29 protein-coding genes and 5 pseudogenes are annotated in these 26,827 nt (G+C 69.2%); 13 read left to right on the top strand and 21 right to left on the bottom strand.

Features of this window, described 5'->3' with window-relative positions:
* Positions 1-27 precede the first annotated feature (27 nt).
* The 6 genes from ACFJIX_RS30065 to ACFJIX_RS30040 all read right to left on the bottom strand — a co-directional run bounded on the left by ACFJIX_RS30065 (position 28) and on the right by ACFJIX_RS30040 (position 4,139).
* Positions 28-246 carry a hypothetical protein gene (locus ACFJIX_RS30065; protein ID WP_377156576.1) on the bottom strand — a complete coding sequence of 73 codons (219 nt, stop codon included), beginning with the start codon at positions 244-246 and terminating at the stop codon, positions 28-30.
* A 9-nt stretch (positions 247-255) separates the two neighbouring features.
* Positions 256-1,476, bottom strand: a complete 1,221-nt coding sequence (locus ACFJIX_RS30060; RefSeq protein ID WP_377156575.1) for an aminotransferase class V-fold PLP-dependent enzyme — start codon at positions 1,474-1,476, stop codon at positions 256-258.
* Positions 1,477-1,532: 56 nt separating this feature from the next.
* Positions 1,533-2,102: an MFS transporter gene (locus tag ACFJIX_RS30055; protein WP_377162056.1), complete on the bottom strand. Its 570-nt coding sequence runs from the start codon at positions 2,100-2,102 to the stop codon at positions 1,533-1,535.
* 186 nt (positions 2,103-2,288) lie between these two features.
* On the bottom strand, positions 2,289-2,813 hold the full coding sequence (locus tag ACFJIX_RS30050) for an MFS transporter (RefSeq protein ID WP_377156574.1): 525 nt from the start codon (positions 2,811-2,813) through the stop codon (positions 2,289-2,291).
* Entirely contained in the window at positions 2,810-3,550 is a 741-nt protein-coding gene (locus ACFJIX_RS30045) for a TenA family transcriptional regulator (protein ID WP_377156573.1), read from the bottom strand. The genes ACFJIX_RS30050 and ACFJIX_RS30045 overlap by 4 nt, the downstream gene beginning before the upstream one ends.
* Before the next feature lie 19 nt (positions 3,551-3,569).
* The gene (locus ACFJIX_RS30040; RefSeq protein ID WP_377156572.1) at positions 3,570-4,139 is read right to left on the bottom strand and encodes a GNAT family N-acetyltransferase; all 570 of its coding nucleotides are present in this window, start codon (positions 4,137-4,139) and stop codon (positions 3,570-3,572) included.
* Between the two features lie 136 nt (positions 4,140-4,275).
* Here ACFJIX_RS30040 and ACFJIX_RS30035 point away from each other — a divergent pair, with 136 nt between their 5' ends.
* Together ACFJIX_RS30035 and nadB are read left to right on the top strand one after the other, a co-directional pair.
* Positions 4,276-5,289: a GlxA family transcriptional regulator gene (locus ACFJIX_RS30035; RefSeq protein WP_377156571.1), complete on the top strand. Its 1,014-nt coding sequence runs from the start codon at positions 4,276-4,278 to the stop codon at positions 5,287-5,289.
* 7 nt (positions 5,290-5,296) lie between these two features.
* A complete protein-coding gene (gene nadB / locus ACFJIX_RS30030) occupies positions 5,297-6,916 on the top strand; it encodes an L-aspartate oxidase (RefSeq protein ID WP_377156570.1) in 1,620 nt (539 codons plus the stop codon).
* Between the two features lies 1 nt (position 6,917).
* On the opposite strand, the gene ACFJIX_RS30025 is transcribed toward nadB, so the two are convergent.
* The 3 genes from ACFJIX_RS30025 to ACFJIX_RS30015 all read right to left on the bottom strand — a co-directional run bounded on the left by ACFJIX_RS30025 (position 6,918) and on the right by ACFJIX_RS30015 (position 9,254).
* Positions 6,918-7,205, bottom strand: coding sequence for a late competence development ComFB family protein (locus tag ACFJIX_RS30025; protein ID WP_377156568.1), 288 nt, complete (start codon positions 7,203-7,205; stop codon positions 6,918-6,920).
* A 177-nt stretch (positions 7,206-7,382) separates the two neighbouring features.
* Positions 7,383-8,495 (bottom strand): quinolinate synthase NadA, encoded by a 1,113-nt coding sequence (nadA, locus tag ACFJIX_RS30020; protein WP_377156567.1) that lies wholly within the window; start codon positions 8,493-8,495, stop codon positions 7,383-7,385.
* 12 nt (positions 8,496-8,507) lie between these two features.
* Positions 8,508-9,254 (bottom strand): AraC family transcriptional regulator, encoded by a 747-nt coding sequence (locus tag ACFJIX_RS30015; protein WP_377156566.1) that lies wholly within the window; start codon positions 9,252-9,254, stop codon positions 8,508-8,510.
* Between the two features lie 229 nt (positions 9,255-9,483).
* Here ACFJIX_RS30015 and ACFJIX_RS30010 point away from each other — a divergent pair, with 229 nt between their 5' ends.
* The 6 genes and pseudogenes from ACFJIX_RS30010 to rraA all read left to right on the top strand — a co-directional run bounded on the left by ACFJIX_RS30010 (position 9,484) and on the right by rraA (position 14,496).
* The gene (locus ACFJIX_RS30010; RefSeq protein WP_377156564.1) at positions 9,484-10,749 is read left to right on the top strand and encodes an MFS transporter; all 1,266 of its coding nucleotides are present in this window, start codon (positions 9,484-9,486) and stop codon (positions 10,747-10,749) included.
* 184 nt (positions 10,750-10,933) lie between these two features.
* Entirely contained in the window at positions 10,934-11,407 is a 474-nt protein-coding gene (locus ACFJIX_RS30005) for a Panacea domain-containing protein (RefSeq protein ID WP_377156562.1), read from the top strand.
* 17 nt (positions 11,408-11,424) lie between these two features.
* Positions 11,425-11,871: a hypothetical protein gene (locus tag ACFJIX_RS30000; RefSeq protein WP_377156561.1), complete on the top strand. Its 447-nt coding sequence runs from the start codon at positions 11,425-11,427 to the stop codon at positions 11,869-11,871.
* A 112-nt stretch (positions 11,872-11,983) separates the two neighbouring features.
* Positions 11,984-13,707: pseudogene (locus tag ACFJIX_RS29995) on the top strand (thiamine pyrophosphate-binding protein).
* A gap of 14 nt (positions 13,708-13,721) precedes the next feature.
* On the top strand, positions 13,722-13,955 hold the full coding sequence (locus ACFJIX_RS29990) for an RNA-binding S4 domain-containing protein (RefSeq protein ID WP_377156560.1): 234 nt from the start codon (positions 13,722-13,724) through the stop codon (positions 13,953-13,955).
* Positions 13,956-13,959: 4 nt separating this feature from the next.
* A complete protein-coding gene (gene rraA, locus ACFJIX_RS29985) occupies positions 13,960-14,496 on the top strand; it encodes a ribonuclease E activity regulator RraA (RefSeq protein ID WP_377156557.1) in 537 nt (178 codons plus the stop codon).
* Positions 14,497-14,521: 25 nt separating this feature from the next.
* On the opposite strand, the gene ACFJIX_RS29980 is transcribed toward rraA, so the two are convergent.
* The 3 genes and pseudogenes from ACFJIX_RS29980 to ACFJIX_RS29970 all read right to left on the bottom strand — a co-directional run.
* Positions 14,522-14,830, bottom strand: coding sequence for an EAL domain-containing protein (locus tag ACFJIX_RS29980; RefSeq protein ID WP_377156556.1), 309 nt, complete (start codon positions 14,828-14,830; stop codon positions 14,522-14,524).
* Positions 14,715-15,311 (bottom strand): EAL domain-containing protein, encoded by a 597-nt coding sequence (locus tag ACFJIX_RS29975; protein ID WP_377162053.1) that lies wholly within the window; start codon positions 15,309-15,311, stop codon positions 14,715-14,717. The genes ACFJIX_RS29980 and ACFJIX_RS29975 overlap by 116 nt, the downstream gene beginning before the upstream one ends.
* Before the next feature lie 82 nt (positions 15,312-15,393).
* Positions 15,394-16,116 (bottom strand): annotated as a pseudogene (locus ACFJIX_RS29970) (diguanylate cyclase domain-containing protein); the annotation flags it as partial.
* Between ACFJIX_RS29970 and ACFJIX_RS29965 the strand changes: the two are divergent.
* The gene (locus ACFJIX_RS29965; protein WP_377156554.1) at positions 16,115-16,462 is read left to right on the top strand and encodes a hypothetical protein; all 348 of its coding nucleotides are present in this window, start codon (positions 16,115-16,117) and stop codon (positions 16,460-16,462) included. The pseudogene ACFJIX_RS29970 and the gene ACFJIX_RS29965 overlap by 2 nt on opposite strands.
* Here ACFJIX_RS29965 and serB read toward each other — a convergent pair.
* The 8 genes and pseudogenes from serB to ACFJIX_RS29925 all read right to left on the bottom strand — a co-directional run.
* On the bottom strand, positions 16,419-17,141 hold the full coding sequence (gene serB, locus ACFJIX_RS29960; protein WP_377156552.1) for a phosphoserine phosphatase SerB: 723 nt from the start codon (positions 17,139-17,141) through the stop codon (positions 16,419-16,421). The genes ACFJIX_RS29965 and serB overlap by 44 nt on opposite strands.
* A 148-nt stretch (positions 17,142-17,289) precedes the next feature.
* Entirely contained in the window at positions 17,290-17,529 is a 240-nt protein-coding gene (locus ACFJIX_RS29955) for a hypothetical protein (RefSeq protein WP_377156550.1), read from the bottom strand.
* On the bottom strand, positions 17,508-17,870 hold the full coding sequence (locus ACFJIX_RS29950) for a type II toxin-antitoxin system VapC family toxin (protein WP_377156548.1): 363 nt from the start codon (positions 17,868-17,870) through the stop codon (positions 17,508-17,510). The genes ACFJIX_RS29955 and ACFJIX_RS29950 overlap by 22 nt, the downstream gene beginning before the upstream one ends.
* Entirely contained in the window at positions 17,857-18,408 is a 552-nt protein-coding gene (locus ACFJIX_RS29945; protein WP_377156547.1) for a hypothetical protein, read from the bottom strand. The genes ACFJIX_RS29950 and ACFJIX_RS29945 overlap by 14 nt, the downstream gene beginning before the upstream one ends.
* 16 nt (positions 18,409-18,424) lie before the next feature.
* A complete protein-coding gene (locus ACFJIX_RS29940) occupies positions 18,425-18,652 on the bottom strand; it encodes a hypothetical protein (protein WP_377156545.1) in 228 nt (75 codons plus the stop codon).
* Positions 18,643-20,127: pseudogene (locus tag ACFJIX_RS29935) on the bottom strand (TRCF domain-containing protein); the annotation flags it as partial. The pseudogene ACFJIX_RS29935 and the gene ACFJIX_RS29940, both read right to left, overlap by 10 nt.
* A complete protein-coding gene (locus ACFJIX_RS29930) occupies positions 20,094-20,492 on the bottom strand; it encodes a CarD family transcriptional regulator (protein ID WP_377162051.1) in 399 nt (132 codons plus the stop codon). The gene ACFJIX_RS29930 and the pseudogene ACFJIX_RS29935, both read right to left, overlap by 34 nt.
* Positions 20,493-20,712: 220 nt before the next feature.
* Positions 20,713-21,963: pseudogene (locus tag ACFJIX_RS29925) on the bottom strand (transcription-repair coupling factor); the annotation flags it as partial.
* Between the two features lie 543 nt (positions 21,964-22,506).
* Between ACFJIX_RS29925 and ACFJIX_RS29920 the strand changes: the two are divergent.
* Positions 22,507-23,526, top strand: a complete 1,020-nt coding sequence (locus tag ACFJIX_RS29920) for a ShlB/FhaC/HecB family hemolysin secretion/activation protein (protein ID WP_377156543.1) — start codon at positions 22,507-22,509, stop codon at positions 23,524-23,526.
* A 42-nt stretch (positions 23,527-23,568) separates the two neighbouring features.
* Here the strand turns inward: ACFJIX_RS29920 and ACFJIX_RS29915 are convergent, their stop codons facing one another.
* Positions 23,569-24,627 carry an RNA methyltransferase gene (locus tag ACFJIX_RS29915; RefSeq protein WP_377156541.1) on the bottom strand — a complete coding sequence of 353 codons (1,059 nt, stop codon included), beginning with the start codon at positions 24,625-24,627 and terminating at the stop codon, positions 23,569-23,571.
* Between the two features lie 136 nt (positions 24,628-24,763).
* Between ACFJIX_RS29915 and ispD the strand changes: the two genes are divergently transcribed.
* The 3 genes and pseudogenes from ispD (at position 24,764) to ispF (ending at position 26,793) form a co-directional block, all read left to right on the top strand.
* Entirely contained in the window at positions 24,764-25,468 is a 705-nt protein-coding gene (gene ispD / locus ACFJIX_RS29910; protein WP_377156539.1) for a 2-C-methyl-D-erythritol 4-phosphate cytidylyltransferase, read from the top strand.
* Positions 25,465-26,220: a type I methionyl aminopeptidase gene (gene map / locus ACFJIX_RS29905; RefSeq protein WP_377156538.1), complete on the top strand. Its 756-nt coding sequence runs from the start codon at positions 25,465-25,467 to the stop codon at positions 26,218-26,220. Before ispD ends, map begins: the two co-directional genes overlap by 4 nt.
* A gap of 83 nt (positions 26,221-26,303) precedes the next feature.
* Positions 26,304-26,793, top strand: a pseudogene (ispF, locus tag ACFJIX_RS29900) (2-C-methyl-D-erythritol 2,4-cyclodiphosphate synthase).
* Positions 26,794-26,827: the final 34 nt, after the last annotated feature.

Here is a 26,827-nt window from a genome sequence, read left to right as displayed (position 1 = left end):
AAGGGGCCATCGCGGGGATGGCGCCGCTCAGGGGCCGCAGCCGGCCATGGCCATCAGGCCGTCGACGTGCAGCAGCGCGACGGACAAGGGGTCCGACGCCAGCGACGCCCCCATGACCAGCACGCCCAGGCCCACGCGCAGCGCCCGCGCCGATCGCGGCAGCGGGCGGCAGGCCGAGATGAGGAAGGGCGCGCCGACGCCAAGCATGAAGAGCGCGGTCAACAGCGCGTGCAGGGCGGTGTCCATGATGACCGTTCAGCCCAGCGCCGCGACACCTTGCAGCGTCCCACCGGCCGGTTCGTGATCGGGCAGCCCGGCCATCGCGAGATCCAGGTCCGACATCAGGTCGGACACGTTTTCCAGGCCGACCGACAACCGCAGCAGATCCTCGCCGATACCGGACTGCCGGCGCTCCGCCGCCGACAGCCTGCCGTGCGTGGTCGAGGCGGGATGGGTGATCATGCTGCGCGTGTCCCCGATGCTGGTGGCGATGGAGATCAGCCGCAGCGCGTCCACCACCGACCACGCGCCCTCGCGGCCCCCCGGGACGCGGAAACCCACCACGCCGCCGAAGCCCGACTGCTGCGTCGCCGCCAGCGCATGCTGCGGGTGTGTCGCCAGGCCGGTGTAGACCACGGCGGCGACTTTCGGGGACGCCTTCAGCCAGCGCGCCAGCTGCATCGCGTTGGCGGAGATCGCCGCCATGCGCAGATGCAAGGTCTCCAGGCTCTTGAGCAGCAGCCACGCGTCCATCGCGCCCAACGAGGCGCCGGTCACGCGCAGCACGCCGCGCAGGTCGGCCATCAGCCGCTCGGCGCCGACCGCGACACCCGCCACCACGCGGCCGTGACCGTCCATGTACTTGCCCGCGGAATGGATGACGATGTCGGCGCCCAGCCGCAAGGGATTCTGCTGGTACGGCGTGAGCAGCGAGTTGTCCACCGCCAGCAGCGCGCCGCGCGCATGGGCGAGCAGGGAGACGGCCTCGATGTCTCCCACGTTCTGCAGCGGGTTGGACGGCGTCTCCATGAACGCGAAGGCGGTGCGATCGTCGATCGCGGCGTCCCATTGCGCCAGGTCGGTCAGGTCGACGACGCGCACGTCGACGCCCAGTCTGCCGAAGTGATGGCGGAAGGCCATGAGGGTCGTGCCGAAGACATCGCGGGAACAGACGATGTTCCTGCCGGTCGCCACCCACGCCTGCGCCATGGCCACGATCGCCGCCATGCCCGACGAGAAGGCGACCGCCGCCTCCGCGCGCTCCATCGCCGCGATGCGTCGCTCGAGCGCCTGAACGGTCGGGTTGGAGAAGCGCGAGTACACGTTGCCCGCGGCCACGCCGCTGAACTTGCGCGCCGCGTCCGCCGCCGAGGCGAAGACATAGGCCGAGGTGATGGCGACCGGCTCGCAGTGCGCGTCGCTGAGGTCCTGGAACTGGCCGGTGCGGACGGCGTTGGTGAAGGATTGGTGATCCAAGGCAGCTTCCTCTCGAAGGCGTGTCGGTGGGGCCGTGGCCGACGGGCGGCGACGTGTCAGGCGGAGGGCCGGGCTTGCAGTCCCGGAGGCGGGGCGGTGTCGACGTCCGGATCGCGCAGGAACAGCCAGCTCGTCACACCGCCCAGTGCCGTCAGGCCTGCCAACCCGACGATGTAGGGCTGGTAGCTGCCCCACAGGTCGTGGCTGAGCGCGCCCAGCTGCACCGAAGCGAAGCCGCCGAACTGGTGCGCCAGGAACAGGTAGCCGAAGGCCCGTCCCTTGATCGCCGGACCGTAGCGCGCCAGGCAGAACATCGACGTCAGCACCACCGTGCCCAGGTAGGTCGCGCCGAACACGACGGCGAAGCCCAGCGTGCGAAGGTCTTCCGACGCTCCGAGCAGGAGCAGCACGGCGCAGGACCGCAGCACGTAGAACGCGCCCAGCAGCGTGCGCTTGGGCAGCCGCATCGCCAGCCAGCCGGTCAGCAAGCCGCTGATCAGCTCCAGCACGCCGAGCAGGCTCAGGCTGACGCCCATCAGCGCGCGCGGCGTCGAATGGTCCTGCCAGAACGCGACCAGATGGACATCGATGAAGGCCATGCTCGCGCCGCAGCCCATGAAGCCGATCGCCAGGGCATGGAAGCCGCTGTCGCGCCGCAGCAGGGACCAGGCGCGGGGTGGGGGGCGCCTTCGCCGTCACCGTCGGCTCGTCCGCTTCGGAAGCGGCGTTGGCGGCATCCAGGCCGGCCGACTTCGACTTCGCCGCGGCGAACCACGCCAGACCGGCGAGCGGCAGCGCGAGGAAGGCGCCCGTCAGCAGGAAGGTGGTCTCCACGTCGCCTTCGGCGCCAGCCACAGCCAGAACGGCGACAGCACGATGAAGCTGATCGAGGTGCCGTTGGTGACCACCGCGAAGGCCAGGCCGGATTTCTTCTGCTCGAAGAGGCGATCGACCAGCACGCCCATCGGCACGTAGGTCATGGCCGCCAGGCCGAAGGCCGCGAACAGCCCGTAGCCGAGGACGAAGACCGGGATCGACCGGTCGAACAGACTGGTGCCCGCGAGCGCGACACCGGCGGCCAGACAGCCGATCACCACGGTGCGCAACGGCCCGTGGCGATCGCTCAGCCACCCCACCAGCGGCGATGCCAGCCCGGTGACCAGCATGAACACGGCGCCCGACCAGGCGAAGTCGGAACGGCCGCGCCCGAAGTGGGTCGCCAGGTCGGCGAAGTAGACCTGGTAGAGGCTCTTGATGCTGGTGGAGAAGAACATCACCAGGAAGCCCACCGCCACGAGGGCGTAGACCAGCGGCCGGGAAGGCGTTGCCGGCTTCATGCGACCAGCCCCGGGATGCCGCGGCGCGTGGCCGGAAGGCAGTAGGCGCGGTACATGCCGTCGTACATCGTGTAGAACAGGCGGCAGGTGTGATCGACCGCGTGCAGCGCTTCCTGCTGCAGCCGGTCGGTGTCGCACAGCTCGGCGACCAGGTTCAAGCCCTGTTCGACATGGCCGACATCCTCGGCCTGGTGGACGGAGAAGAACAACAGGTCCTCCTCCGTCAATCCGTAAACCTTGCCCAGCAGTTCGTGGCGCGCTTCGCCGGCCTTGAGCTCCAGGTTCTGGCCTTCGCTGGCGATCATCACGGCGGCGGCGGCGATGTGATAGCTGCCGCGGCCTCGCACCGCGTACAGCCGGTAGTCGATCAGGTCCTGCGTCGCGGGCAGCGGACGCGCGGCGTCGCGCTCCTCATCGCCGATGCCCAGCGCACGGAGGAAGTTCTGCATCAGCACCACGTGGTTGTCGGTCCTGGAGAGCCGGCCGGTTTCCTCCTCGTACAGGTTGATCAGCAGCGCGCGCTTGAACGTCGGCAGCGGGCAGTGGAAGAACAGGTGCTCGACGTAGCCCAGGAAGTGCTTCGTCAGCTGATAGCCCTGCAGCGCCACCTGGCGCAGCAGCACGATGTCCTTCCCGTCAGGATTCATCAGGCGGTCGAACAGGGGATGCGCCATCGTCAGATGGCTGTGCAGCAGCGATCGCAGCTGTTCCTTGAAGGCGGCCTTGGATTGCGGCATGGGGGACTCCTGTGCGGGATCAAAGGGCGGCGGGGGCATCGACGCGACGGCGCAATGCCTGAACCGCCTGCGCCATGAAATGGCCCCGATGGACCGCGTCGCCGACGCGGGCGTAGTCCTCCAGGACGCCATAGGTCTCGAAGCCGAAGAACTGCCAGAGGTGGTGGGCGCGGGTGTTCTCGCGCACGTCGAGCACCAGCTGCTCGACGTCCAGCTGTTCGGCGCGGCGCGTGATCTCGCGCAGCGCGAGCTGCACGAAGCGCAGGCCGCGGAAGTCCGGGTGCACCACGCCCTTGGCCAGTTCCGCGCGGTGACGGCAGGTGGCCATGCCGTTGAGATGCAGCAGCGCCATGAAGGCCGGTCGCGCGTCGACGCGTCCCATCAACAGGTGGGTCCGGCCCGAGGCGATGCCCACGCGCAGGGCGGCAACAAACTGGACTTCCTGATGCGGCGTCAGCGCCCGCTCGAAGCCCAGCATGCCGCCGTCGGCCACGGTGCTGTTGACGAGTTCGACAAGCTGCCCGGCGAGTCGATCGTCGATCCGATCGATCCAGTCGTAACGGGCAATGAACGATGGCTCTGACTTCACGGGCGGTCTCCTTCGCGATTGATCGGGAGGGGCAGATTAGCGACGCCTCCGCGGCCGACGCGGCAACAAACGCGCTCAGAACGGCAAGAAACCAGACATGATGGGAGGGGATAAGTCCTGAGGAACTTTTTCGGCGATGAAGAGCGTCCACTTCCTGATGATCCCGTCGGCGCATGTGCTGGACCTGGCGGGCCCGCTGCAAGTCATCCATTCGATCGGCGAGATCGGCGCCGGCACGGTCGATGTGCGTTGCATCGGGCCGGAGGTCTCGGTCGGCGCCTTCCAGCCGCTGACGCTGACCGACATCCGCCCGCTGCCGCACACCCTGCCGCCGGACTCGGTGCTGTTCATCGTCGGCAGCAAGCTGACGCCGGCGCTGATGCGCTCGTCGGCCTGGCGCAAGGCCGTGGACTGGCTGGCGCAACTGGGCCGCGACCGGCCGGACGGGCTGCGGATCTGCGGCGTCTGCACCGGCACCTTCCTGCTGGCCGATGCCGGCCTGCTCGACGGCCGCCTGTGCACCACGCATCACCGCTTCATCGCCCGACTGCGCGCGGCCAGTCCGAAGACGACGGTGCTCGAGAACCGCGTGTTCGTCGAGGACGGGGACCTGCTCACGTCCGCCGGGGTCACCTCCGGCATCGACCTGGCGCTGCACCTGGTGGCGCAGGCCTTCGGCGAGGACGTCGCCATCCAGGTCGCGCGCGAGAACGTGGTGAACTTCCGCCGCTTCGGCGCCGACCCCGAACTGTCCGCCGCGACGCGTTACCGCGCCCACGGCAACCAGCGCATCCATGCGGTCCAGGATGCGATCGCGACACAACTGGGTGGTCGCGTCACGATCGACGAACTGGCCGCTCAGGCCGGCCTGAGCGAACGCCATCTGGCCCGGCTGTTCCTCGCCGAGACCGGCGTCAGCATCAAGCAGTACCAGATCGCGCTGCGCATGGACCTGGCTCGCCGGCTGATGACCAGTTCACGGCTGTCGCTGGAGAACATCGCGGCCACCTGCGGCTACGGCAGCGTGCAGGCCTTCCGCGCGAACTGGAACAAGCACGAGCGCCTGCCGCCCTCGCTGCTTCGGCGCGGCGGGGGCGCGCCACGGTCCGATGCTCAGAATCCCCACTCCCAAGCGATGACGCCCCGATGACCGGGCGATGACGATGACAGCAGCTGTTCGGACCGACGCCGCGCTGGCGCCGGTGGTGATCGTGGGTGCCGGCCTGGCCGGATTGACCGTGGCGCTTCACCTCGCCGACCGCGTGCCGGTGATCGTGCTGGCCAAGCGCGAACTCAACGAGGCCGCCACCGCCTGGGCGCAGGGCGGGATCGTCGGGGTGCTCGGCTCGGACGACAGCATCGAGAGCCACGTCCGCGACACGCAGGAAGCCGGCGCCGGTCTGGTCGACGAGGCCACCGCCCGCTACATCGCCGAACGCAGCGCCGATGCCGTCGGCTGGCTGGTCGAGCAGGGCGTGCCCTTCACGCTCGATGAGCAGGGGCCGCTCGGGCTGCACCTGACCCGCGAGGGCGGCCACGCGGTGCGCCGCATCGCCCACGCCGCGGACGCCACCGGCAAGGCCATCCACGACGCGCTGCTGGCCAAGGCGCAGGCCCATCCCAACATCGAGCTGCGCCAGCGCTGGATGGCGCTGGACCTGATCACCTCGCGGCATGTGCAGCGCGACGAGCCGTCCCGCTGCTACGGCATCTACGCGCTCGACATGGACGCCCAGCGCGTCGACGCGATCGCGGCGCGCGCCGTGGTGATGGCCACCGGCGGCGCCGGCAAGGTCTACCGCTACACGACCAATCCGGACACCTCCACCGGCGACGGCATCGCGATGGCGTGGCGCGCGGGCTGCCGCATCGCCAACATGGAGTTCATCCAGTTCCACCCGACCTGCCTGTACCACCCGCAGGAACGCAGCTTCCTGATCACCGAGGCGCTGCGCGGGGAGGGCGGCCACCTGAAGCTGCCGGACGGGACGCGCTTCATGGCCGCGCACGATGAGCGGCTCGAACTCGCACCGCGCGACGTGGTCGCCCGCGCGATCGACTTCGAGATGAAGAAGCACGGCCTCGACCACGTGTGGCTCGACGCCACGCACCTCGGCGAGGACTTCCTGAAGGAACACTTCCCGACCGTCCATGCGCGTTGCCTCGCGCTGGGCATCGACATCGCGCGCCAGCCGATCCCGGTGGTGCCGGCGGTGCACTTCACCTGCGGCGGCGTGGTGTCCGACCTGCAGGGCCGCGCCGACCTGCCCGGCCTCTACGCGGTCGGCGAGACCGCCCACACCGGCCTGCACGGCGCCAACCGGCTGGCGAGCAACTCGCTGCTGGAATGCGTCGTGCTCGGCCAGGGCTGCGCGTCCGACATCCTGGCGCAGGAGGTGCTCCCTCCGGCGCCGCTGCCGGCCTGGGACGAAAGCCAGGTCGAGGACGCGGACGAACAGGTCGTCATCGCCCACAACTGGGACGAGCTGCGTTCGCTGATGTGGAACTACGTCGGCATCGTGCGCACGACCAAGCGCCTGGAGCGCGCCCTGCATCGCATCGACCTGCTGCGCGCGGAGATCGACGACTACTACGCCAACTTCCGCGTCAGCCGCGACCTGCTGGAGTTGCGCAACCTGGTCGATTGCGCGGAACTCATCGTGCGTTCGGCGCTGCTGCGGCACGAAAGCCGCGGGCTGCACTACAGCCGCGACTACCCGCGCACGCTGCCGGCGAGCTTGCCGACGGTGCTGGTGCGCAACGGCAATACGCGCTGATCTATCGCTGCTTCGTGCGCAGCACGCTGCGCGCTTGCACGAAGTTGAAGGCGTAGCTGACCGCTTCCTTGATCGCGGCATCCACGTCCAGCCGCTCCTGCTCGGTCAGGTAGAACGAGTAGTCCACCGCATGGCGGATGTAGCGCGGAGGCAGCCGGTTCAGCGCGACGCAGGCCACGTCGGCCAGCAATTCGGCTTCACGGTGGATCTCGGGGAACTGCGGAGCGTTCTCCATCACCGCGGCAAACACTTCGCGTTCGTGATGGTTGTAGAGCGAGGTGAAGTCCATGAGCACGTCCTGCCGTGGGCAACTGGGATGGCCACAGCATAGGCCGCCCCCCGCGCAGATGGAAAGCCCCCGGTGACACTCGTTCACGCGGGGCGCACTCAGCGACGCCCTCACGAGACGCCTCCTCCCGCTTGCGGGAGAGGGCAGGCGTGAGGGCCAGCGGCCGCCGAAGTGCGATCAGGCCGCGCCGATGCCCGGCACCATCGCGCCCGCTTCCGCCGCCTTCTTCGCCTTGAGCTTCGCGGTGAAGTCCAGCATGCGGTCGATGCACGACTTCGCTTCGACCCGGATCGTCTCTTCGACGAAGATCTCGCCGGTGCCGCGCTCCAGGCAATCGACCAGGCCCTGCAGGCCGTTCATCGCCATCCAGGGGCAGTGCGCGCAGCTCTTGCAGGTCGCGCTGTTGCCCGCCGTCGGCGCCTCGATCAGGACCTTGCCCGGCGCCATCTGCCGCATCGCATGCAGGATGCCGTTGTCGGTGGCGACGACGTATTCGCGCGCCGTGCCCTCGACCACGGCCTTGATCAGCGCGGAGGTCGATCCCACGACGTCCGCCTGCGCGACCACCGAGGCCGGCGACTCCGGGTGGACCAGGATCATCGCGTCGGGGTGCTGCTCGCGCAGCAGCTCCAGTTCCAGGCCCTTGAACTCGTCGTGGACGATGCAGGCCCCGTTCCACATCAGCATGTCGGCGCCGGTCTGCTCCTGGATGTAGCGGCCGAGGTGGCGGTCGGGCGCCCACAGGATCTTCTCGCCGCGGGCCTTGAGTTCGCTGACGATCTCCAGCGCACAGGAGCTGGTGACCATCCAGTCCGCGCGCGCCTTCACCGCGGCGCTAGTGTTGGCGTAGACGACGACGGTGCGGTCGGGATGCGCGTCGCAGAAGGCGGCGAAGTCCTCGGCTGGGCAGCCCAGGTCCAGCGAGCAGGTCGCGTCCAGGTCGGGCATCAGCACGCGCTTCTCGGGGCTGAGGATCTTGGCGCTTTCGCCCATGAACTTCACGCCGGCGACCACCAGCGTCTGCGCCGCGTGGTCGCGGCCGAAGCGCGCCATCTCCAGCGAATCGGACACGATGCCGCCGCTTTCCTGCGCAAGGTCCTGCAGGTCGCCGTCGACGTAGTAGTGGGCGACGAGCACCGCCCCCTTGGCCTTGAGCAGTTCGGCGGCACGCGCCTTGAGTTGCGAGCGCTGGCTGGGCGTCAACGGTGCCGGCACCTTGGCCCACGCATGGGCGGTGCAGGTGGCGCCGTCCGCGTCCTGGCGGGCGAAGTCGTAGAGAACCTGTTCCATAGGGGAGGAATTCTAGGTCTGGCCGAAAAACCGGCTCGGCGGCATGCCGACCGTCCTTGTGACCATCGCGGTGAAGGCGCTGGCGCTGGCGTAGCCGAGCTCCGCGGCGATGACCTGCATCGGCTTGCGATGCGCCGCCAGCCGCAGCGCCTCGGCCAGCAGCGCCTGCTGGCGCCATTGCGCGTAGCTGCTGCCCAGCTCCTGGCGGAAGAGGCGGGAGACGGTGCGCGCGCTCGCGCCGACTTCCGCCGCCCAGTCGTCCAGGCTGGCATGGCGCATCGGCTCGGCCAGCACGGCCTCGCAGAGGCGGCGCAGGCGCTTGTCGGTCGGCAGCGCGACGCCGAGCTGCAGGCTGGGCGCGCGGCGGATCTCGTCGAGGATCAGCTTGCCGATCCAGCCCTCGCGATCGGCCACGACCTCGGCCACGGTTCCAGCGGGCTCGATCTCGTCCCGCGCGAGCTGCACCGCCAGCTCCCGCAGCAGCGGGGAGACCTCGAGGACGCGGTTCTCGGCCCAGATCTCGCCGTCGTCGGGCGGATCCAGCAGGTAGAGCGTGCGCAGCTCGCAGCGCTCGACGGCGGTCACCGCATGGACCACGCCGGCGGGGATCCAGACGCCGCGCGAGGGCGGGACCAGGAAGGTGGCGCGGTCGGTGCTGACGCGCACGACGCCGGTCACCGAGAAGACGAACTGGCCCCAGGTGTGGTGGTGGGCCTGGATGTCCATGAACCCGTCCAGGCTGCGCGACTTGGCCCGCACCGGGCGCACGGCGCTGGGCGCATAGCGGGCGCGGATCGAGCGGCGGCAGGCTGGTGCGACGGGTGAGGGTCGGGGTGGGGTGCGGCGTCGGACGAGCGGTTGAAGGAGAGGCCGAAGGAGAGGCCGAAGGAAGGTGCGAAGGAGGGGTCGGATGATCCATGGCGGAAACTCGACAGAACTTGTCCGGCTATCGTAATTCCGACGTAAAGGCCCTGTCACCATTCCGTTCATGAACACCGCCACCACCACCGCCGACGCGGCCGGCCTGTCGCCGAGCCCCGAACAGAGCGCCGCACAGAGCAGGCAACGAGACATCCAGACCATCAGCCTGATCGGTCTGGCCCACGGCACCTCGCACTTCTTCCACATGCTGCTGCCGCCGCTGTTCCCGGTGTTCATGCGGGAGTTCGGGCTGAGTTATTCCGAACTCGGCCTGCTGGTGACGATCTTCTTCGTGATCTCGGGCGTGGGGCAGGCGCTGTCGGGCTTCCTGGTCGACAGGACGGGGGCGCGCCCGGTGCTGTTCGCGGCGCTGGGCTGTTTCGTGCTGGCGTCGCTGGCGGCGGGCACGGCCCAGAGCTTCGTCGGGCTGGCGCTGGCCGCTGCGCTGGCGGGGCTGGGCAACTCGCCCTTCCACCCGGTGGACTTCACGATCCTGAACAAGCGGGTGTCGCAGCAGCGGCTGGGGCATGCGTTCTCGGTGCACGGCATCACGGGCAACCTCGGCTGGGCCGTGGCGCCGGTGCTGCTGATCTCGATGCACGAGGCGACCGGCCAGTGGCGTCTGGGCTACGTGGCGACGGCGGCGTGGGCGCTGTTCGTGATCGCGCTGCTGGTCTTCAAGCGCGACGCGATCGACGACACGCAGGGCTCGTGGGGCCATGAGAAGGCCGGCGCGGCCAAGGCGCCCGTCGACGAGCATCCGATGGCCTTCCTGAAGCTGCCGTCGGTGTGGCTGTGCTTCTCGTTCTTCTTCTTCACGACCTCCGCGCTGAGCGCGATCCAGAGCTTCGCGTCGCCGGCGCTGTCGGCGATGTACGGCGTGAGCCTGGCGAGCACCGCGTTCGTCGTGACCGGCTACATGCTGGCCGGCGCGGCGGGGATGATCGTCGGCGGCTTCCTGGTGGCGAAGTCGCAGAACCTGGAGCGCAACATCGCCGGCGCGATGTTCGTCGCCGCGGCGCTGCTGGCGTTGACGGCGACGGGCTGGCTGCCGGCGACGGCAGCGTTGATTGCGGCGGCGACGGCAGGCTTCGGCACGGGCCTCGCAGGCCCGTCGCGCGACATGCTGATCAAGCGCGCGGCGCCCCCCGGAGCGACGGGGCGCGTGTACGGCACGGTGTACTCCGGCCTGGACACCGGCTTCGCCGTCGCGGCGCCGATCTTCGGCGCGCTGATGGACCGGCACTGGAACAACGCGGTGTTCTTCGGCGCGTCGTTCGCGCTGCTGCTCGGTATCGGTGCGGCCAGCCTGGTGCGGCAAGGGAAGCGCTGACACCCCTCAGGGGGAAGTCATTGCGGGGTGCCGGATGACTGGGATGAGTGGTCATTCGAGGTCTGTCTAGCGATCGAGGTAGGTCCTGAAACTTGCATCGCGTCGCGGACGCAACAGTGCGGCGACCTTCGTTTGCATCGGCATGCAGCGGATCTAGAGTCATTGGCTCTGGAGGTTCCCGACCATGCCGTATTCCCCCGCGATCGTTGCAAATGCCGTGCTTCACCGCGCCAAGCAGCGCAGGATCTTCGTCAATCACTTGAAGCTGCAGAAGTTGGTCTTCTTCACTCACGCGTGGAGCTTGGCGCTTCACGATGCACCGGTGGTGGAAGAGCGGCCAGAGGCATGGCGGTACGGCCCGGTGTTCGATTCGCTATTCCATCGACTTCGCCCGCAACAGGGTCGACCGATCACGGCGTTTCTCAAGACGGTCGACGAAGGACGGAACGCTTACGTCACGCTGATGCCCGCATTTGAGGACGAGGCCTTCTGGGACGTGCTTGATCAGGTGATGGATCGCTATGGGCACCTCAGCGCTGATCAGCTCTCGGCACTGGGGCATGAGCGCGGAGGCGCTTGGGAGCAGACCCGTGAGGCGAAGCAGGCGGTGATTCCTGATGACCGGCTCCGGCAGTTCTATCGTGGGAAGCTGCAATGAACGAACAGCCTCGTCCCATGTTGACCACCGTGCCGCCGATCGATGTTCCATTCGATCCCCCACCGGGCGAGGAATCCACTGACTTCATTGATGAACTGCTGGACTTCAAGATCAAGCGGGCGGGCACCTACGGAGGGCTGACCGTGGCGTGTGCCCTCTATCTGGTGGGCGTCCTGGTCATTCTCAAATGGATGGCCATCTGGCCCTTCAATTGCGAGCCCCTGTCGGAGGTGACCGCTACGATCTCGCGCGTGGTGGAGTGCGTCTCGCCGAGGCTTGGCGATGATTCCTTGCACGGTTTTGCCGGCGTCATGCTCGCGCTGTTCTCTGTCCCGACGGTGCTGCTGATCGCCATCCTGCGGGCGGCATCGCCGAAGCGGGAGCCCTTGCCCGACACGGTCTTCACCACGGTCGCGGACAGCTTCGCCAACGCGCTGGAACGCGTGTTCGAACCCAGGAAATAGCCCGGGCAACACTTGACCCCGAAGCCCTGGATTTCGCAACCCGCATCCGCGCCGCAACAGGGGACATCCCACCCGCTTGCAATGGCGGGGCCGCTCGCTACAGTCGTCCGTCATGGATCAGCACCGCACCGTCAGCCGCCCCGCCGGGCACGTCCTCGTCGAGGCCCTGATCGAGCAAGGGATCACGGAGGTCTTCGGAGTTCCAGGCGAGAGCTACCTCGCGGTCCTCGACGGCTTCCATGAGCACCGCGAGCGCATCCGCTTCATCGGCTGCCGGCAGGAGGGCGGTGCGGCCTTCATGGCCGATGCCCAGGGCAAGCTGACCGGTCGCCCGGCGTGTGCTTCGTGACCCGCGGACCCGGCGCCACCAACGCCAGCATCGGGCTGCACACGGCCTTCCAGGACTCGACGCCGATGATCCTGTTCATCGGGCAGGTGGCCTCCGATCAGCGCGATCGCGAAGCCTTCCAGGAAGTCGACTACCGCCAGATGTTCGGCCCGGGCACGCTGGGCATGGCGAAATGGGTCGGCGAGGTGCAGGACCCGCATCGCCTGCCGGAATACGTCGCGCGGGCCTTCCACACCGCCATGCAGGGACGCCCCGGTCCGGTCGTCCTCGTGCTGCCCGAGGACATGCTCACGCAGCTCACCGACGCGCCGGTGCTTCCCCGCGCCAAGCCCGCCGTCGCGTGGCCGGCACCGGCGGACCTGGTCGAACTGCAGGCGCGGCTCGAAGGCGCGCAGCGGCCGTTCGTCATCGCCGGCGGCGGCGGCTGGACCGCCGAGGCCTGCGCCGCGCTGCAGGACTTCGCGCACGCCTGGCAGCTGCCGGTCGGCTGCGCGTTCCGCTTCCAGGACCTCTACGACAACCGCGATCCGCTGTACGCGGGCGACGTCGGCATCGGCATCAATCCGGCGCTCGCCAAACGCATCGGCGAGGCGGACCTCATCATCGCCATCGGCCCGCGCCTGGGCGAGATGACCACCGGCGGCTACACGCTGCTGAAGGCACCGCGGCCTGCCCAGCAACTGGTGCACATCCATGCCGGGGCGGAGGAACTGGGCCGCGTCTACGCGGCCGACCAGATGATCCAGGCCAGCATGAGCGGCGCCGCGCTGGCGCTGCAGCAGCTGCGCCCGCCCGCCGACGTCGAAGAGCTGCCGTGGTTGCAGTGGTCGCGCGACGCGCATGCCGACTACCAGCGCAACCAGCAGGCGCTGCCGGTCGGCCCGATGGACCTGGCCGAGGTCATGCATCTGCTGGACCGGCTGCTGCCCGCGGAGACCATCTTCACGAACGGCGCGGGCAACTACAGCGGCTGGCTGCATCGCTTCCATCGCTACACGGCGCTGCATCAGGGCGGCCGCACGCAGCTGGCGCCGACCAGCGGCGCGATGGGCTACGGCTTCCCGGCCGCCGTCGCGGCGGCGCTGCTGCAGCGCGAGCGCTGGGTCGTCAACATTGCCGGCGACGGCGACTTCCTGATGACCGGCCAGGAGATGTCCACCGCGATGGCCCATGGCGCGCGGCGATTGATCTGTCTCGTGGTCGACAACGGCAGCTACGGCACGATCCGCATGCACCAGGAGCGCGAGTATCCCGGCCGCGTCAGCGGCAGCGACCTGCACAACCCGGACTTCGCCGCGCTCGCCCGCGCCTACGGCTGGCTCGCGTTCAGCGCGGCCCGCACCGAGGACGTCGAGCCCGCGCTGCGGCAGGCCCTCTCGGCGCAGGTCCCGACGCTGATCCACCTGAAGCTGCCGGTCGAGATCTCCACCAGCCGCGCGACGCTCAGCAGCATCCGCGAGGCGGCGCTGAAGCGGAAGGCCGGATGACGGAAAATCACGCCATGACTGCTTCCGCCATCCCCTTCGCCCTGCGCGGCGAATACATCGAACTCGACAAGCTGCTCAAGGCCACCTCGCTGGCCAGCAGCGGCGGCGAGGCCCGGCACTTCATCTCCGAGGGCCAGGTGCGCGTCGACGGTCAGGTCGATCTGCGCAAGACCGCCAAGATCCGCGCCGGCCAGGTGGTCGAGTTCAACGGCCAACGCATCGAGATCCTGAACGACCCGGAGGAGTGACCCGATGACCAGTCCCAGCGCCGCGACCCGCGCCGCGATCCGTTTCTCGACCTGCGATCTCTGCGACTCGCTGAAGGCCGACACCAGCGGCGACACGCGCTGGCTGCCGGGCAGCCTGTATCGCAGCTACGGCGGCCATCCGCGCTTCGCGGGCCCGGTGGCCACGGTGAGATGCCTGGACGACAACTCGCAAGTCAAGGCGGCCGTCGAGAGCTTCGGCGCCGGACGCGTGCTCGTGGTCGACGGCGGCGGTTCATTGCGGCGGTCGCTGCTGGGCGGCAACCTCGCCGTCAGCGCGGCGAAGAACGGCTGGGCCGGCGTGCTGGTCCATGGCGCGGTGCGCGACCTCGAGGAGCTGCGCGCGGCGGCCGTCGGCATCTTCGCGCTAGGCCATGTGCCGATGCCGACCGAGCGCCGCGAGCAGGGCCTCGCGGACCTGCCCGTCCAGATCGAGGGCGTCTGGATCCGTCCAGGCGATTGGCTCTACGCCGACGAGGACGGCATCGTCGTCACGCCCAAGGCCGTGCACGCGGCCGGCTGAGCGAGGCCTGCGCCGGGCCCGGATCTCACCCCTGGGCGGCGATCCAGCCGGCCAGCGCCTCCGCTGCCATCGGTCTGCCGAACAGCCAGCCCTGCGCCGCGTCGCAGCCCATCGCGACGAGGACGGCGCGCTGCCCCTCGGTCTCCACGCCTTCCGCGACCACGGTCAGTCCGAGCGAACGCCCGATGCCGATCACCGCGCTCGACAACGCGCGATCGTCAGCGTCCTGCTCCAGGTCTCGCACGAAACTCTTGTCGAGCTTCAGCTCGGTCACCGGCAGGCGCTTCAGGTAGCTCAGGCTTGAATAACCGGTGCCGAAGTCGTCGACGGACACGCCGACGCCCATCTCGTGCAACTGCTGCAGTTGCTCGCGGGGGGCGGCTGGTGTCGTCGAGCATCAACCGCTCGGTGACCTCCAGCGTCAGATCGCTCGCCGCCAGTCCGTGCTTCGCGAGCAGCGCCCGCGCATGGGCGGCGACGTCGTCCTGATGGAAACGCTGCGGCGAGACGTTGACCGACACGCCCGGCACGGCGATCCCCTCGGCTCGCCAGCGTGCCAGCTGCGCGCAGGCTTGCGCGAGCACCCAGGCGTCCAGCGCATTGATCAGGCCGCTCTCCTCGGCGACCGGGATGAAGCGGTCCGGCGACACCCAGCCGCGTTCGGCGTCGTGCCAGCGCAGCAGCGCTTCGACGCCCACCAGCGCGCGGTCGGTCAACCGGACCTTGGGTTGGAAGTGCAGCTGCAGCAGCTGGTGGGACAGCGCGTGACGCAGCGCGGCCTCGATGTCGAGCCGCTCGTCCAGCGCCTGGTTCATCGCGTGCAGGAAGAAGCGCCGCGCAGTCACGGCCGGCGCGTTTGGCTTCGTACATCGCGATGTCGGCGTTCTTCAGCAGCTGGTCGAGGTCGAGCCCGTCCCGCGGATAGGCGCAGACGCCGATGCTGGCCGTCATCTGCACGCGCGCATGACTGCCGGCGAGCGGGATCGGGGCCTCGAGCACCGCGCGCAGCTTGCCGGCCACATGCATCGCGTCGTCCGCCGAGCAGCCCGGCAGCAGCGCGACGAACTCGTCGCCGCCCAGGCGCGCCAGGGTGTCGCTGTCGCGCAGCGCGCCCAGCAGCCGCTCGGAGATGTGTTTCAGCACCTGGTCGCCGACGGCATGGCCCAGCGAATCGTTGACGGTCTTGAAGCGGTCGATGTCGAGCAGCAGCAGCGCGGCCGGCGCCTCGGTGCGCGAGGCCTGCATCAGCGTCTGCCGGGCGCGGTCGGCCAGCAGGGTACGGTTGGGCAGGCCGGTGACGCCGTCGAAGTAGGCCAGGCGCTCGATCTCGCGCTGGTGTCGGTCGTGCATGAACGCGATCTGGCACAGCTGCGTGCAGGCCTGCACCATGCGGCGGTGGAAGGGCGCCGCGCCGCGCGGTTCGCGGTAGTACAGCGCGAAGGTGGCGACGACCTGGTCGGCGCCCAGCAGGATGGGGGTGGACCAGCAGGCATGCAGCCCGTGCGGCAGCGCGAGCTCGCGGAAGTCGGCCCACAGCGGGTCGTTGGCGATGTCGGTGACCTCGACCGGCTGGCGGCGCCAGGCGGCGGTGCCGCAGGAGCCGGCCTGCGGACCGATCATGAAGCCTTCCAGCGCGCCGCTGAAGGTGGTCGGCAGGCTGGGGGGCGGCCAGCGGGTGCACGCGACCGTCCTCGTCCACCGCCAGCACGGAGCAGATCACCTCCGGTGCCAGCGCCTCCACGGCGCGGCACAGCAGGTCCATCACCGCCGCCAGCGGGCGGCCGAGCGCGACGGCTTCCAGCACGTCGCGCTGCAGGTGATCGATGTCGGCCTGCTCGTCCGTCCTTGTCGCGTGCTGTTCTCGCATCGCTGCTCCCTGTTTGCCGGGAGCATCGCAGGCTCGACGCCGGTCGGCAAGAACCTCAGCGCAACACTGTCAGCAACCGGTCGAGGCCGCCGTCGTTGATCGCGACCATGGCCTGCTCGCGGACCTTGGGCTTGGCGTGATAGGCGACCGAGAGCCCGGCGGCGCCCATCATCGGCAGGTCGTTGGCGCCGTCGCCGACGGCGACGCACTGCGCGGAGGTCGCGCCGATGTGCCCGGCGCAGGCCAGCATCATGCGGCGCTTCTCCTCGCCGTCGCAGATGTCGCCCCAGTCCTGCATCACGAGGGCGCCGGTCAGCCGGCCGTCGACGATCTCCAGCTCGTTGCTGCGGACGAAGTCCATGCCCAGCTCGGCGGCGACGAAGCGGGTGAAGTAGGTGAAGCCGCCGGAGACCAGCACCAGCTTCAGGCCGGCCGCCTTCAGCGCGGCGCAGAGTTCGCGCGCGCCGGGGTTGAAGCTGAGCCGCTCGCGCAGCACCTGTGCCAGCGCGTCCTCGCCGACGCCCTTCAGCAGCGCGAGGCGGCGGCGCAGGCTGTCCTTGAAGTCGGTGATCTCGCCGCGCATGGCGGCCTCGGTGATCGCGGCGACCTCGGCCTTGCGGCCCGCGGCGGCGGCGATCTCGTCGATGCACTCGATCGAGATCAGCGTCGAATCCATGTCGAAGGCGGCGAGCTTGAAGTCGCGCAGCGCCAGCGGCGGCGTGAAGCCCTGCAGGACGAGCGGGGAGAAGGTGGACGACGGGGACGGCGTGGTGGTCATGCGATCGGAACCTGCAGCGGGCCTGGAAACGGGCCTGGAAGATGGGGCCCGGCGCGCGGGACCTTGAATGCGGAAGGTCCCCGCCGATGATCACTTGGATCAGTCGGCGGGGACGGGCGGGAGCTTAGCGCACTCGCCGAGGCAAGCCTCAGCGCGCATGCGCGCCGACGTAGGTCGCTCCGCGAGTGCCGGTCATCCAGAATGTCGGCGTTTCGGCCCAACCGAAGCGGGTATCGCTCAAGCGCGAGAGGTATGCGGCGGCCGGCTCCGAGACGCGAGGAGCGTGCTGCCGGTCACTGATGCCAGGAACATCCCAGGACTCCAGCTTCAGGCCCTCCACACGCGCCAGGCCCTTGTCCTTGCTGATCAAGGTTGCGCCCAGCGCCATCGCGTGCGCGGCGATGGCTGCGTCGCACTGTTCGATGCGTTGGCCGCGCTGCTCGCTGGCGGACCTGATGCAAGCGTAGAGGTCGGAAAACCAGAGTCCTCGATCGGATACTCGACCCGGATCTCTCGCATCAGCTCCCGCAAGCGCAGCTCCTTGCGGTTGGAGTTCTTCTTCTCAAGCCCGGCGAAGATCTCGGCTTGCACGATGACGCTGATGGCGACACGTCCGGTGAGTGAATCGAGGCGCTTCTGGCAGTGAGCCAGCCGTTCCGATCCGGGACGCTCCATCAGGTAGCTCATGATGTTCGTGTCGAGCATGTAGAGCGGTTCAACGCGATCCATGTTGCGCCTCCCAGGCGTCGAAGCGCGCGCGACGGATCCTGTCGACTTCAGCATCGTCCTCCCAGTCGTCCAGCCCGAGAACCCGGGCCCGCACCGGCTTACCGTAGTTCTCCGGCAGGTACGGGCAGGTCTCGCAGCCCTCGCGCGCATGCAGGATAAGGCGAGAGATGCGCTTGCTTTCGGAGATCGCGCGGATGAGCGAATCCGGATCGGTCAGCCGGTCGTCCGGCGGCAGGTGCCGGCACCTGAAGCAAGTCATCGCGTAGGCGCATCCCCTCTCCTTGGCAGCGAACTCGGCTTCGCGTGCGGCATCCCAGGCCGCCTCTTCCGCGTCTTCCGCGTCTTCCTGTGCTTGGCGGGCGGCCATGACATCGATCGATTCGACTGCATCGATCCGACGGCTTGCTTCGATCAGGGGTAACAGTGGCGTGTGTTGATGCATCGGCATCCCCAGAAGTTGAGAAGCCGTCAGTCTAGGAAGCGGTTCCTCTGCGGTCATTGACTCGAACTGGTGGACCTGCAGATCGTCTTCCAGCAATTCAAGTGAGGGTCAGTCACTTCTCCGGATTGCCATTGAAAACGGCGGCCGGAGCCGCCGTTTCACCCTTGCAAAGCAGACCTGCGATCAGGCCTGCGCCACCGGCGCGCCGAGCAGCCGCAGCACCTCGCGCACGGCCTGCGCGCGGTCCTTCGGATCGGTCAGCGCCTTGTCGATGCGCAGCTTCTTCGTTGCCCACCAGCTTGATGTTGCGGTTCTTCTGCACGAGCTCGATCACCCGCATCGGATCGATCGGCGGGTTGGGCCGGAAGTTGATGTTGATGACGCTGGGCGCGCGTCGATCTTCATCACGCCGTAGGGCTTGGCCAGCACGCGCAGACGGTGCGTGTCGAACAAGGTCTGTCCCTGCGCCGGCAGCTTGCCGAAGCGGTCGGTGATCTCCTCGAGCATCGCGTCGATCTGCTCGGCGCGGTCCGCGGTCGCGAGCCGCTTGTACAAGGACAGCCGCTGGTGCACGTCGCCGCAGTAGGCGTCCGGCAGCAGCGCGGGCGCATGCAGGTTGATCTCGGTGGTCGCCGACAGCGGGCTGAGCAGGTCCGGCTCGCGGCCGGCCTTGAGCGAGCGCACGGCCTCCGACAGCATCTCGTTGTAGAGCTGGAAACCGATCTCCATCATGTTGCCGCTCTGGTGCTCGCCCAGCACCTCGCCGGCGCCGCGGATCTCCAGGTCGTGCATGGCGAGGTAGAAGCCCGAGCCGAGCTCTTCCATCGCCTGGATCGCCTCCAGCCGCTGCGCCGCCTGCTTGGTCAGGCCCTCGACGTCCGGGACCATCAGGTAGGCATAGGCCTGGTGGTGCGAACGCCCGACGCGCCCGCGCAGCTGGTGCAGCTGTGCCAGGCCGAACTTGTCGGCGCGGCTGATGACGATGGTGTTGGCGCTGGGCACGTCGATGCCGGTCTCGATGATGGTCGAGCACAGCAGCACGTTGTGCTTGCCGCCGACGAACTCGCGCATCACGCGTTCCAGCTCGCGCTCGGGCATCTGGCCGTGCGCGACGACGATGCGCGCCTCCGGCAGCAGCTCCTCGAGCTTCATGCGGCGGTTCTCGATCGTCTCGACCTCGTTGTGCAGGAAGTAGACCTGCCCGCCGCGCTTGAGTTCGCGCAGGATGGCCTCGCGGATCGTGCCGCTGGTCTCGCTGCGCACGAAGGTCTTGATCGCCAGACGCCGCTGCGGCGCGGTGGCGATGACGCTCAGGTCGCGCAGGCCCTCCAGCGCCATGCCCAGCGTGCGCGGGATCGGCGTGGCGGTCAGCGTCAGCACGTCGACCTCGGCGCGCATCGCCTTCATCGCTTCCTTGTGGCGCACGCCGAAGCGGTGCTCCTCGTCGATGACCAGCAGTCCCAGGCGCTTGAACTTCACCTCCGCCGACAGCAGCTTGTGCGTGCCGATGACGATGTCGATCGAGCCGTCGGCCAGGCCCTCCATCGCCGCCTTGATCTCCTTGGCGGAGCGGAAGCGGCTCATCTCGGCGACCTTGACCGGCCAGCGGCCGAAGCGGTCGGCGATGTTCTGGTAATGCTGCTCGGCCAGCAGCGTCGTCGGCGCCAGCAGCGCGACCTGCTTGCCGCCCATCACCGCGACGAAGGCGGCGCGCAGCGCCACCTCGGTCTTGCCGAAGCCGACATCGCCGCACACCAGCCGGTCCATCGGCTTGGGGCTGATCATGTCCTGGATGACGGCGTGGATCGCGGCGCGCTGGTCGGCGTTTCCTCGAAGCCGAAGCTCGCGGCGAAGGCCTCGTAGTCGTGCGGCGAGTAGCGGAACGCATGGCCCTCGCGCGCGGCGCGGCGGGCGTAGAGGTTGAGCAGCTCCGCGGCGGTGTCGCGGACCTGCTCGGCGGCCTTGCGTTTGGCCTTGTCCCACTGGCCCGAGCCCAGGCGGTGCAGCGGCGCCTCCTCGGCGCTGACGCCGGTGTAGCGGCTGATCAGGTGCAGCTGCGCGACCGGCACGTAGAGCGTGGCCTTGTCCGCGTACTCCAGGTGCAGGAACTCGCTGGGGCCGTCGCCGAGGTCGATGTTGATCAGGCCGAGGTACCGGCCGATGCCGTGGTTGGTGTGCACCACCGGATCGCCGACCTTCAGCTCGGACAGGTCCTTGATCAGCGCGTTGACGTCGCTGACCTGCTCCTGCTTGCGGCGGCGGCGCGTGGTGGGCGTGGTCGCGAAGAGCTCGGTCTCGGTGAAGAGCTGGATCTGGCGCCCCTTCGTCGGGTTCGAACCAGAAGAAGCCCGCCGCCAGCGGCGCGGCGGTGATCGCGAAGCGCTCGTCCTTGTTCGCCTCGAATTCGGCGAGGTCCTTCACCGACGGCGGATCGATCTTGTTGTCGCGCAGCAGCTCCAGCAGGCTCTCGCGGCGGCCTTCGCTTTCGGCGAGCAGCAGCACGCGGAAGTCGGTGGACTTCAGGTGCGCGGCCAGGCGCGCGAGCGGCTCCTGCGCGCCGCGCTCGACGCTGACGTCGGGCAGCGGGCGTGCGTAGTCGACGGCCTCGTGGCCCCGCACCGCCAGCACCGCGTGGCGGTGCGTCGCGGTGAAGAACTCCTCGGGCCGCAGGAAGATCTCCTCGGGCGCCAGGATCGGGCGGTCCGGGTCGTGCTGCAGGAAGCGGTGGCGTTCCCGCGTGTCGGTCCAGTAGCGCTGCAGCGCCTCGTCCACCTCGCCGTGCAGGACGAGTCCGGCCTCGGCGGGCACGTAGTCGAACACGCTGGCGACCTCGTCGAAGAACAGCGGGAGGTAGTACTCGATGCCGCCGGTGGCCAGGCCCGTGTCGATGTCCTTGTAGATGCGCGATTTCGTCGGATCGCCGTCCATCTTCTCGCGCCAGCGGGCACGGAAGGCCTTGCGCGAGGCCTCGTCCATCGGGAACTCGCGCCCGGGCAGCAGACGGACCTCGGGCACCGGGTACAGCGAGCGCTGCGAGTCCGGGTCGAAGACGCGGATCGAGTCCACCTCGTCGCCGAACAGGTCGACACGGTAGGGCACCAGCGAGCCCATCGGGTAGAGGTCGATCAGGCCGCCGCGCACGGCGTATTCGCCGGGCGAGACGACCTGGCTGACGTGCTGGTAGCCGCCCAGCGTCAGCTGGCGCTTCAGGCCGGCCTCGTCCAGGCGCTGCTTCTGGCGGAAGTTGAAGGTCGTCGCGGCCAGGAAGGACGGCGGCGCCAGCCGCGTCAGCGCGGTGGTCGCGGGCAGCAGCACGACGTCGAGGTCGCGCTCGGCGACCGGCTTCCCGTTGGCCTGCAGCAGCCGCCACAGCGTGGCCAGCCGTTCGGAGATCAGGTCCTGGTGCGGGCTGAAGCTGTCATAGGGCAGGGTCTCCCAGTCGGGGAAGACGGCGACGCGCAGTTCGGGCGCGAAGAACTTGAGCTCGTCCTCCAGGCGCTGCGTGTCGCCGGGCTCGGCGGTGACGATCAGCGTCAGCCGGCCGGCGGCCTGCTGCTGCCGCGCGAAGCGGGCGAGCAGCAGCGCGTCGGCGGAGCCGGTGGGGCGGGGCAGGGTGAAGCGTTTGCCGGGGGAGATCGTGGACAGCTGCATGGCGCACAAATGAGAACAGCCCCGGGAAGGGGCTCGGGGGAATTGTAGGGAGCCCGCCGCGACACGGCATGACAGGAGCGACAAAGGACGCTCGGGGGACGCACGGGGGGCGCCAGGGGGACGCAAGAAGGCGGAGTTGCAAGGAGGCGCAGGGGCGCATGGGCGTTGTGCGGAGCATCCCGGGAGCAGTCGGCGTACCCGGCGCGCGGTTCCTGATGCATTCCGGGGTCGAGGTGCCGCGATGAGGCTGGTGGTGACGCCGCGTTGGTGATCCGCGGCGATTGGTGAGAACGCCCGCGCTTCGAAGAATGGGGGTCTCTCATTGAGCATTTCTCCAGCATGCACAGTTCATTCATCGAAGGGGCGCCAGCGACCGGACGGTTGTCGCGGCGATCCGTGTGTTCTCCCGGTGCCCGGCGGCACGCGCTGTCCGTGGCGGTTGGCCTCGCCTGTCTGACGGGCGTAGCGCCGGTCCTCGGTCAGACCCCGACGCCCTCGTCGCCGCCGACCGGATCACCCGCGTCGCTGTCGACAGGATCTCAGGTGCGGGCGTTGTCGAGCCCGTCGGGTGTCTCGATCACCTCGGGTGCGGGGCCGGGCGCCAAGGGCTGGGACGGCATCGCGGCCTATCAGTTCCCGCTCGGCTCGCGTGGCATGCGAGGAGCGGTGGTGGCCAGCCATCACCACTACGGGCTGGGCAGGGCGTTCGCGCGGTCCGGCGCGCAGGGGCAGGTCGACGCAGTGGGGGCGGCGGTGATCGTGCCGCTGACCACGACGCGGACGGGGCGGTTGAGCTGGCAGATCGGCGTGGAGTTGCGGCGCATGGACCACGCGCGCAATACGTCCAAGGCATCCGCAACGTCCAAGGCATCCGCCACGTCCAACGCGTCCAACTCGTCGAACGCGCGCAAGGCGATGGCGTTCACCGATTCGCGACGGGCGGTGGCGGTGACGACTGGCTTGCAGGCGGCGATGGTTCCGTCGCCGGGCAGTGCTGCCTGGGGCGGTGTGTGGATGGAGGTCGGCGACGTGCGCCTGCGCGATGCGGCGGTGGCGACGGATGCCGCGAGCGCGCGCTCGGCGGGTGAATACCTGCTGTTGTCGAGCGACCTGGCATGGCTCAAGCAGTGGACCGCGTGGGGACTGCTGCTGCGTGGGAGCGGGCAGATTGCGGACAAGAACCTGGATGCCTCTAGGAAGTTTCCGCTGGGCGGCGCGCACGGCGTGCGGGCGTGGCCACTGGGCGAAGCTTCGGGCGACCACGGCTTCCTGGCGCAGATGGAACTGCGATACCGGTGGAAGGCCCTGGAGCCGTTCGGGTTCGTCGATGCCGGGCGGGTGAAGTTCAGCCACACGCCGTGGGAGACGAGCGCCCGCGCGCGCGTCTTGCCCCCAGGTCGCACGCTCGCCGGCGCGGGCGTCGGCTTGCGCTGGCAGCACGGGCCCTGGAGCGCAGACGGCACGGCGGGATGGCGCCTCGGCACGGCGATGCATCGGAGGTCGATGTCGGCGCCGAAGGCGCGGATGCCGCAGCTGTGGATGAGCGTCGCTTATGCGTTGTGAGCGAGGCGCGTTGATGTGATGCGCGTCGAGGCGCGCTGATGCTCAGTTTGCCGAGGCGATGGGAATCGACCGACGGGCCTCGCGCATCGACGTCGGCTGGACATCGAGGCTGCGCGCCCGCAACTGCCCGCAGCCGCCGTCCACATCCTGTCCGGCGGAGTCGCGCAGCTTCGTCAGCACGCCGCGCTGATGCAGCCGGCGGGCGATGTCGCGCGCCTTATCCCAGTCGGGCCGCACGTAGGGCAGCTCGGGCACGCTGTTGTACGGGATCATGTTCAGCACGCCGTACCGGCCCTTGAGCAGGTCGACGATGCCGTCGAGCTCGTCCTCGCCGTCGTTGATGCCCGCCAGCAGCGTCCACTGGTACTGGATCGGATAGCCGGTCTGGCGGGCGTAGCGCTCGCCGGCCTCGACCAGCTCGCGCGGCGTGAGCCGCGGCGCTCGCGGCAGCAGCTCGCGGCGCAGGTCGGGCTTGGTCGTGTGCAGCGACAGGGCCAGTGCCGGCTTCACGGGACCTGAGGCGAGCCGCTCGAACGCGCGCAGGTCGCCGACCGTCGAGAACACCAGATGCTTGTGGCCGATGTTGCCCTCGAGCCCGAGCAGCTCGATCGCTTCCATGACGGCCTCCAGGTTGTGGGACGGCTCGCCCATGCCCATGAACACGACCTTCTTCACCGCCCGCTCGCGACGCGCCAGCGCCACCTGCGCGACGATCTCGGCGCTGGTGACCTGCCGCAGCAGCCCGTCCTTGCCGGTCATGCAGAAGCGGCAACCCACGGCGCAGCCGACCTGGCTCGACACGCACAGGCCGTCGCGCGGCAGCAGCACGCTCTCGACCGTCTGGCCGTCCTGCAGCCGCACCAGCAGTCGCGCGGAGCCGTCCTCGCCCGGATGGCGCTCGACAAGCGTCGCCAGCCCGTGCAGTTCGTCCATCAGCGCCGGCAGCGCGTCGCGGACCGCCAGCGGCAGGTAGTGCACCAGCTGGCGCCGGCCCTCGGTCAGCGGCCGGGCCTGGACCCAGTGCCGCAGCACGCGTCCCGCGTGCGCCTCGTTGGCGCCGAGCGCGGTCAGGCGGCGGTGGATGTCGGCGATGGCTAACACGGCATGCAGGGCAGGGAGGATCAGGAGATCCGATTTTCGCCGATCGATCCGGCGCGACGGCATGGTTCGCTCTCCCTACAATCCCGCCCCATGAGTTCCTTTCCCCATCGGCCTGACGCCGCGCTGCTTCGCGCTGGTGCCGGCCGCGGGCGTCGGCAGTCGCTCCGGCGCCGACCGCCCCAAGCAGTACGTCCCGCTCGCCGGCCGCGCCCTGATCGCGCACACGCTGGCCGCGCTCGGCGCCGTCGCGCGGGTCGAGGCCACGCTGGTCGTGCTCTCACCCGACGACGACCAGTTCGAATCCGCCGTGCCCGGCTTCGAAGGCGAGCACGGCTGGATCGCACGGACCGGCGGCGCGACACGCGCCGACACCGTCGCCGCCGGCCTGCAGGCCTTGCGCGAACGCGGTGCCCAGCCGCACGACTGGGTGCTCGTCCACGATGCCGCCCGTTGCCTGCTCCGTCCCGAATGGGTCGATGCGCTGATCGATGCCTGCGACGACGACGAGGTCGGCGGCCTGCTCGCGTTGCCCGTGGCCGACACGCTCAAGGACGCGATGGTCGCGAGCCCGGGCACCGATCCCGGCGCGGCGCCGTCGACGCGCGTCGCCGCCACCGTCGACCGCCGCGGCAAGTGGGCCGCGCAGACGCCGCAGATGTTCCGCCTCGGCCTGCTGATGCCCGCGCTGGCCGGCCCGATGGAAGGCATCACCGACGAGGCCAGCGCCGTCGAGGCGCTGGGCCATTCGCCGCGTCTGGTCGAGGCTTCCATGGAAAACTTCAAGGTCACCTATCCCGCCGACTTCGCGTTGGCCGAACGCCTGCTCAGGAGCCGCGCATGACTGTCGAATCCGATGACGATATCCAGGGCCTGAAGGCCGCCGGCGAAGCCGTCGCCACCGTGCTGCGCCGCATGCTGGACGCGATCCGGCCCGGCATGACCACGCTCGAGCTCGACCAGATGGGCGAGCGCTGGCTGACGGAATTCGGCGCGAAGTCCGCGCCGCGCGTGATGTACAACTTCCCCGGTGCCACCTGCATCTCGATCAACGAGCAGGCCGCGCACGGCATCCCCGGCGACCGCGTGATCCAGAAGGGCGACGTCGTCAACGTCGACGTCTCGGCCGAGCTGAACGGCTACTTCGGCGACACCGGCGGCACGCGCATCGTCCCGCCGACGACGCCGACGAAGACGCAGCTGGTCTTCGCCGCGCAGTACGCGCTGGAGCAGGCGATGAAGGAAGTGAGACCCGGGGCGAAGATCAACCGCATCGGTCACGCAATCGAACGCGTGGCCAAGGCGCACAAGTTCAAGATCATCGAGAACCTCTGCAGCCACGGCGTCGGCCGCTCGCTGCACGAGGAGCCCAAGAGCATCCCCGGTTATTACGACGCGAACGACACGCGCGTGCTGACCGAAGGCATGGTCATCACCATCGAGCCCTTCCTGTCGACCAAGAGCCGCTGGGTCGACGAGGAGGCCGACGGCTGGACCCTCTCCGGCGTCAAGGGCAACCTGTCCGCGCAGTTCGAGCACACGATGATCGTCACCCGCAACGGTCCGCTCGTCGTCACGAACGCGCTGCCGCACTGAGCGCTGCCCCGTCCGCTCCTTCCGTCGCGTCTGCTTTTTCGACCGCCGACCCGCTTGTTCCCCGCAGTCAACGCCACATCCTCATGGTCCTGAATTTCCGCATCGGCGAGGGGTGGGACACCCACCAGCTCGTCACCGGCCGCCCGCTGATCCTCGGCGGCATCACGGTCCCGCACACGCACGGCCTGCTGGGCCACTCGGACGCGGACGCGCTCGCGCACGCGATCACCGACGCGCTGCTCGGCGCGGGCCGCGCTGGGCGACATCGGCAAGCTGTTCCCCGACACCGCCGCCGAGTTCAAGGGCGCCGATTCGATGGTGCTGCTCGAAGAGGCCTACCGGCGCGTGAAGGACCTGGGCTGGGTGATCGGCAACCTCGACGGCACCATCATTGCGCAGCAGCCCAAGATGGCGCCGCATATCCCGGCGATGCGCCAGCGGCTCGCCGAGGTGCTGGGCATCGACCCCGGCCAGATCAACGTGAAGGCCAAGACGGCCGAGAAGATGGGGCCCGTCGGCGAACTCAAGGCGATCGAGGCACGCGCCGTCTGCCTGCTGGTGCGCGGAGACTGACTCCCCATCACCGCCAAGCGCGGCCCATCACAGG

Source organism: Roseateles sp. UC29_93, from assembly GCF_042695725.1.
Classification (GTDB): Bacteria; Pseudomonadota; Gammaproteobacteria; order Burkholderiales; family Burkholderiaceae_C; genus Roseateles; species Roseateles noduli_A.
This window is presented reverse-complemented; position numbering and strand designations above follow the sequence as displayed.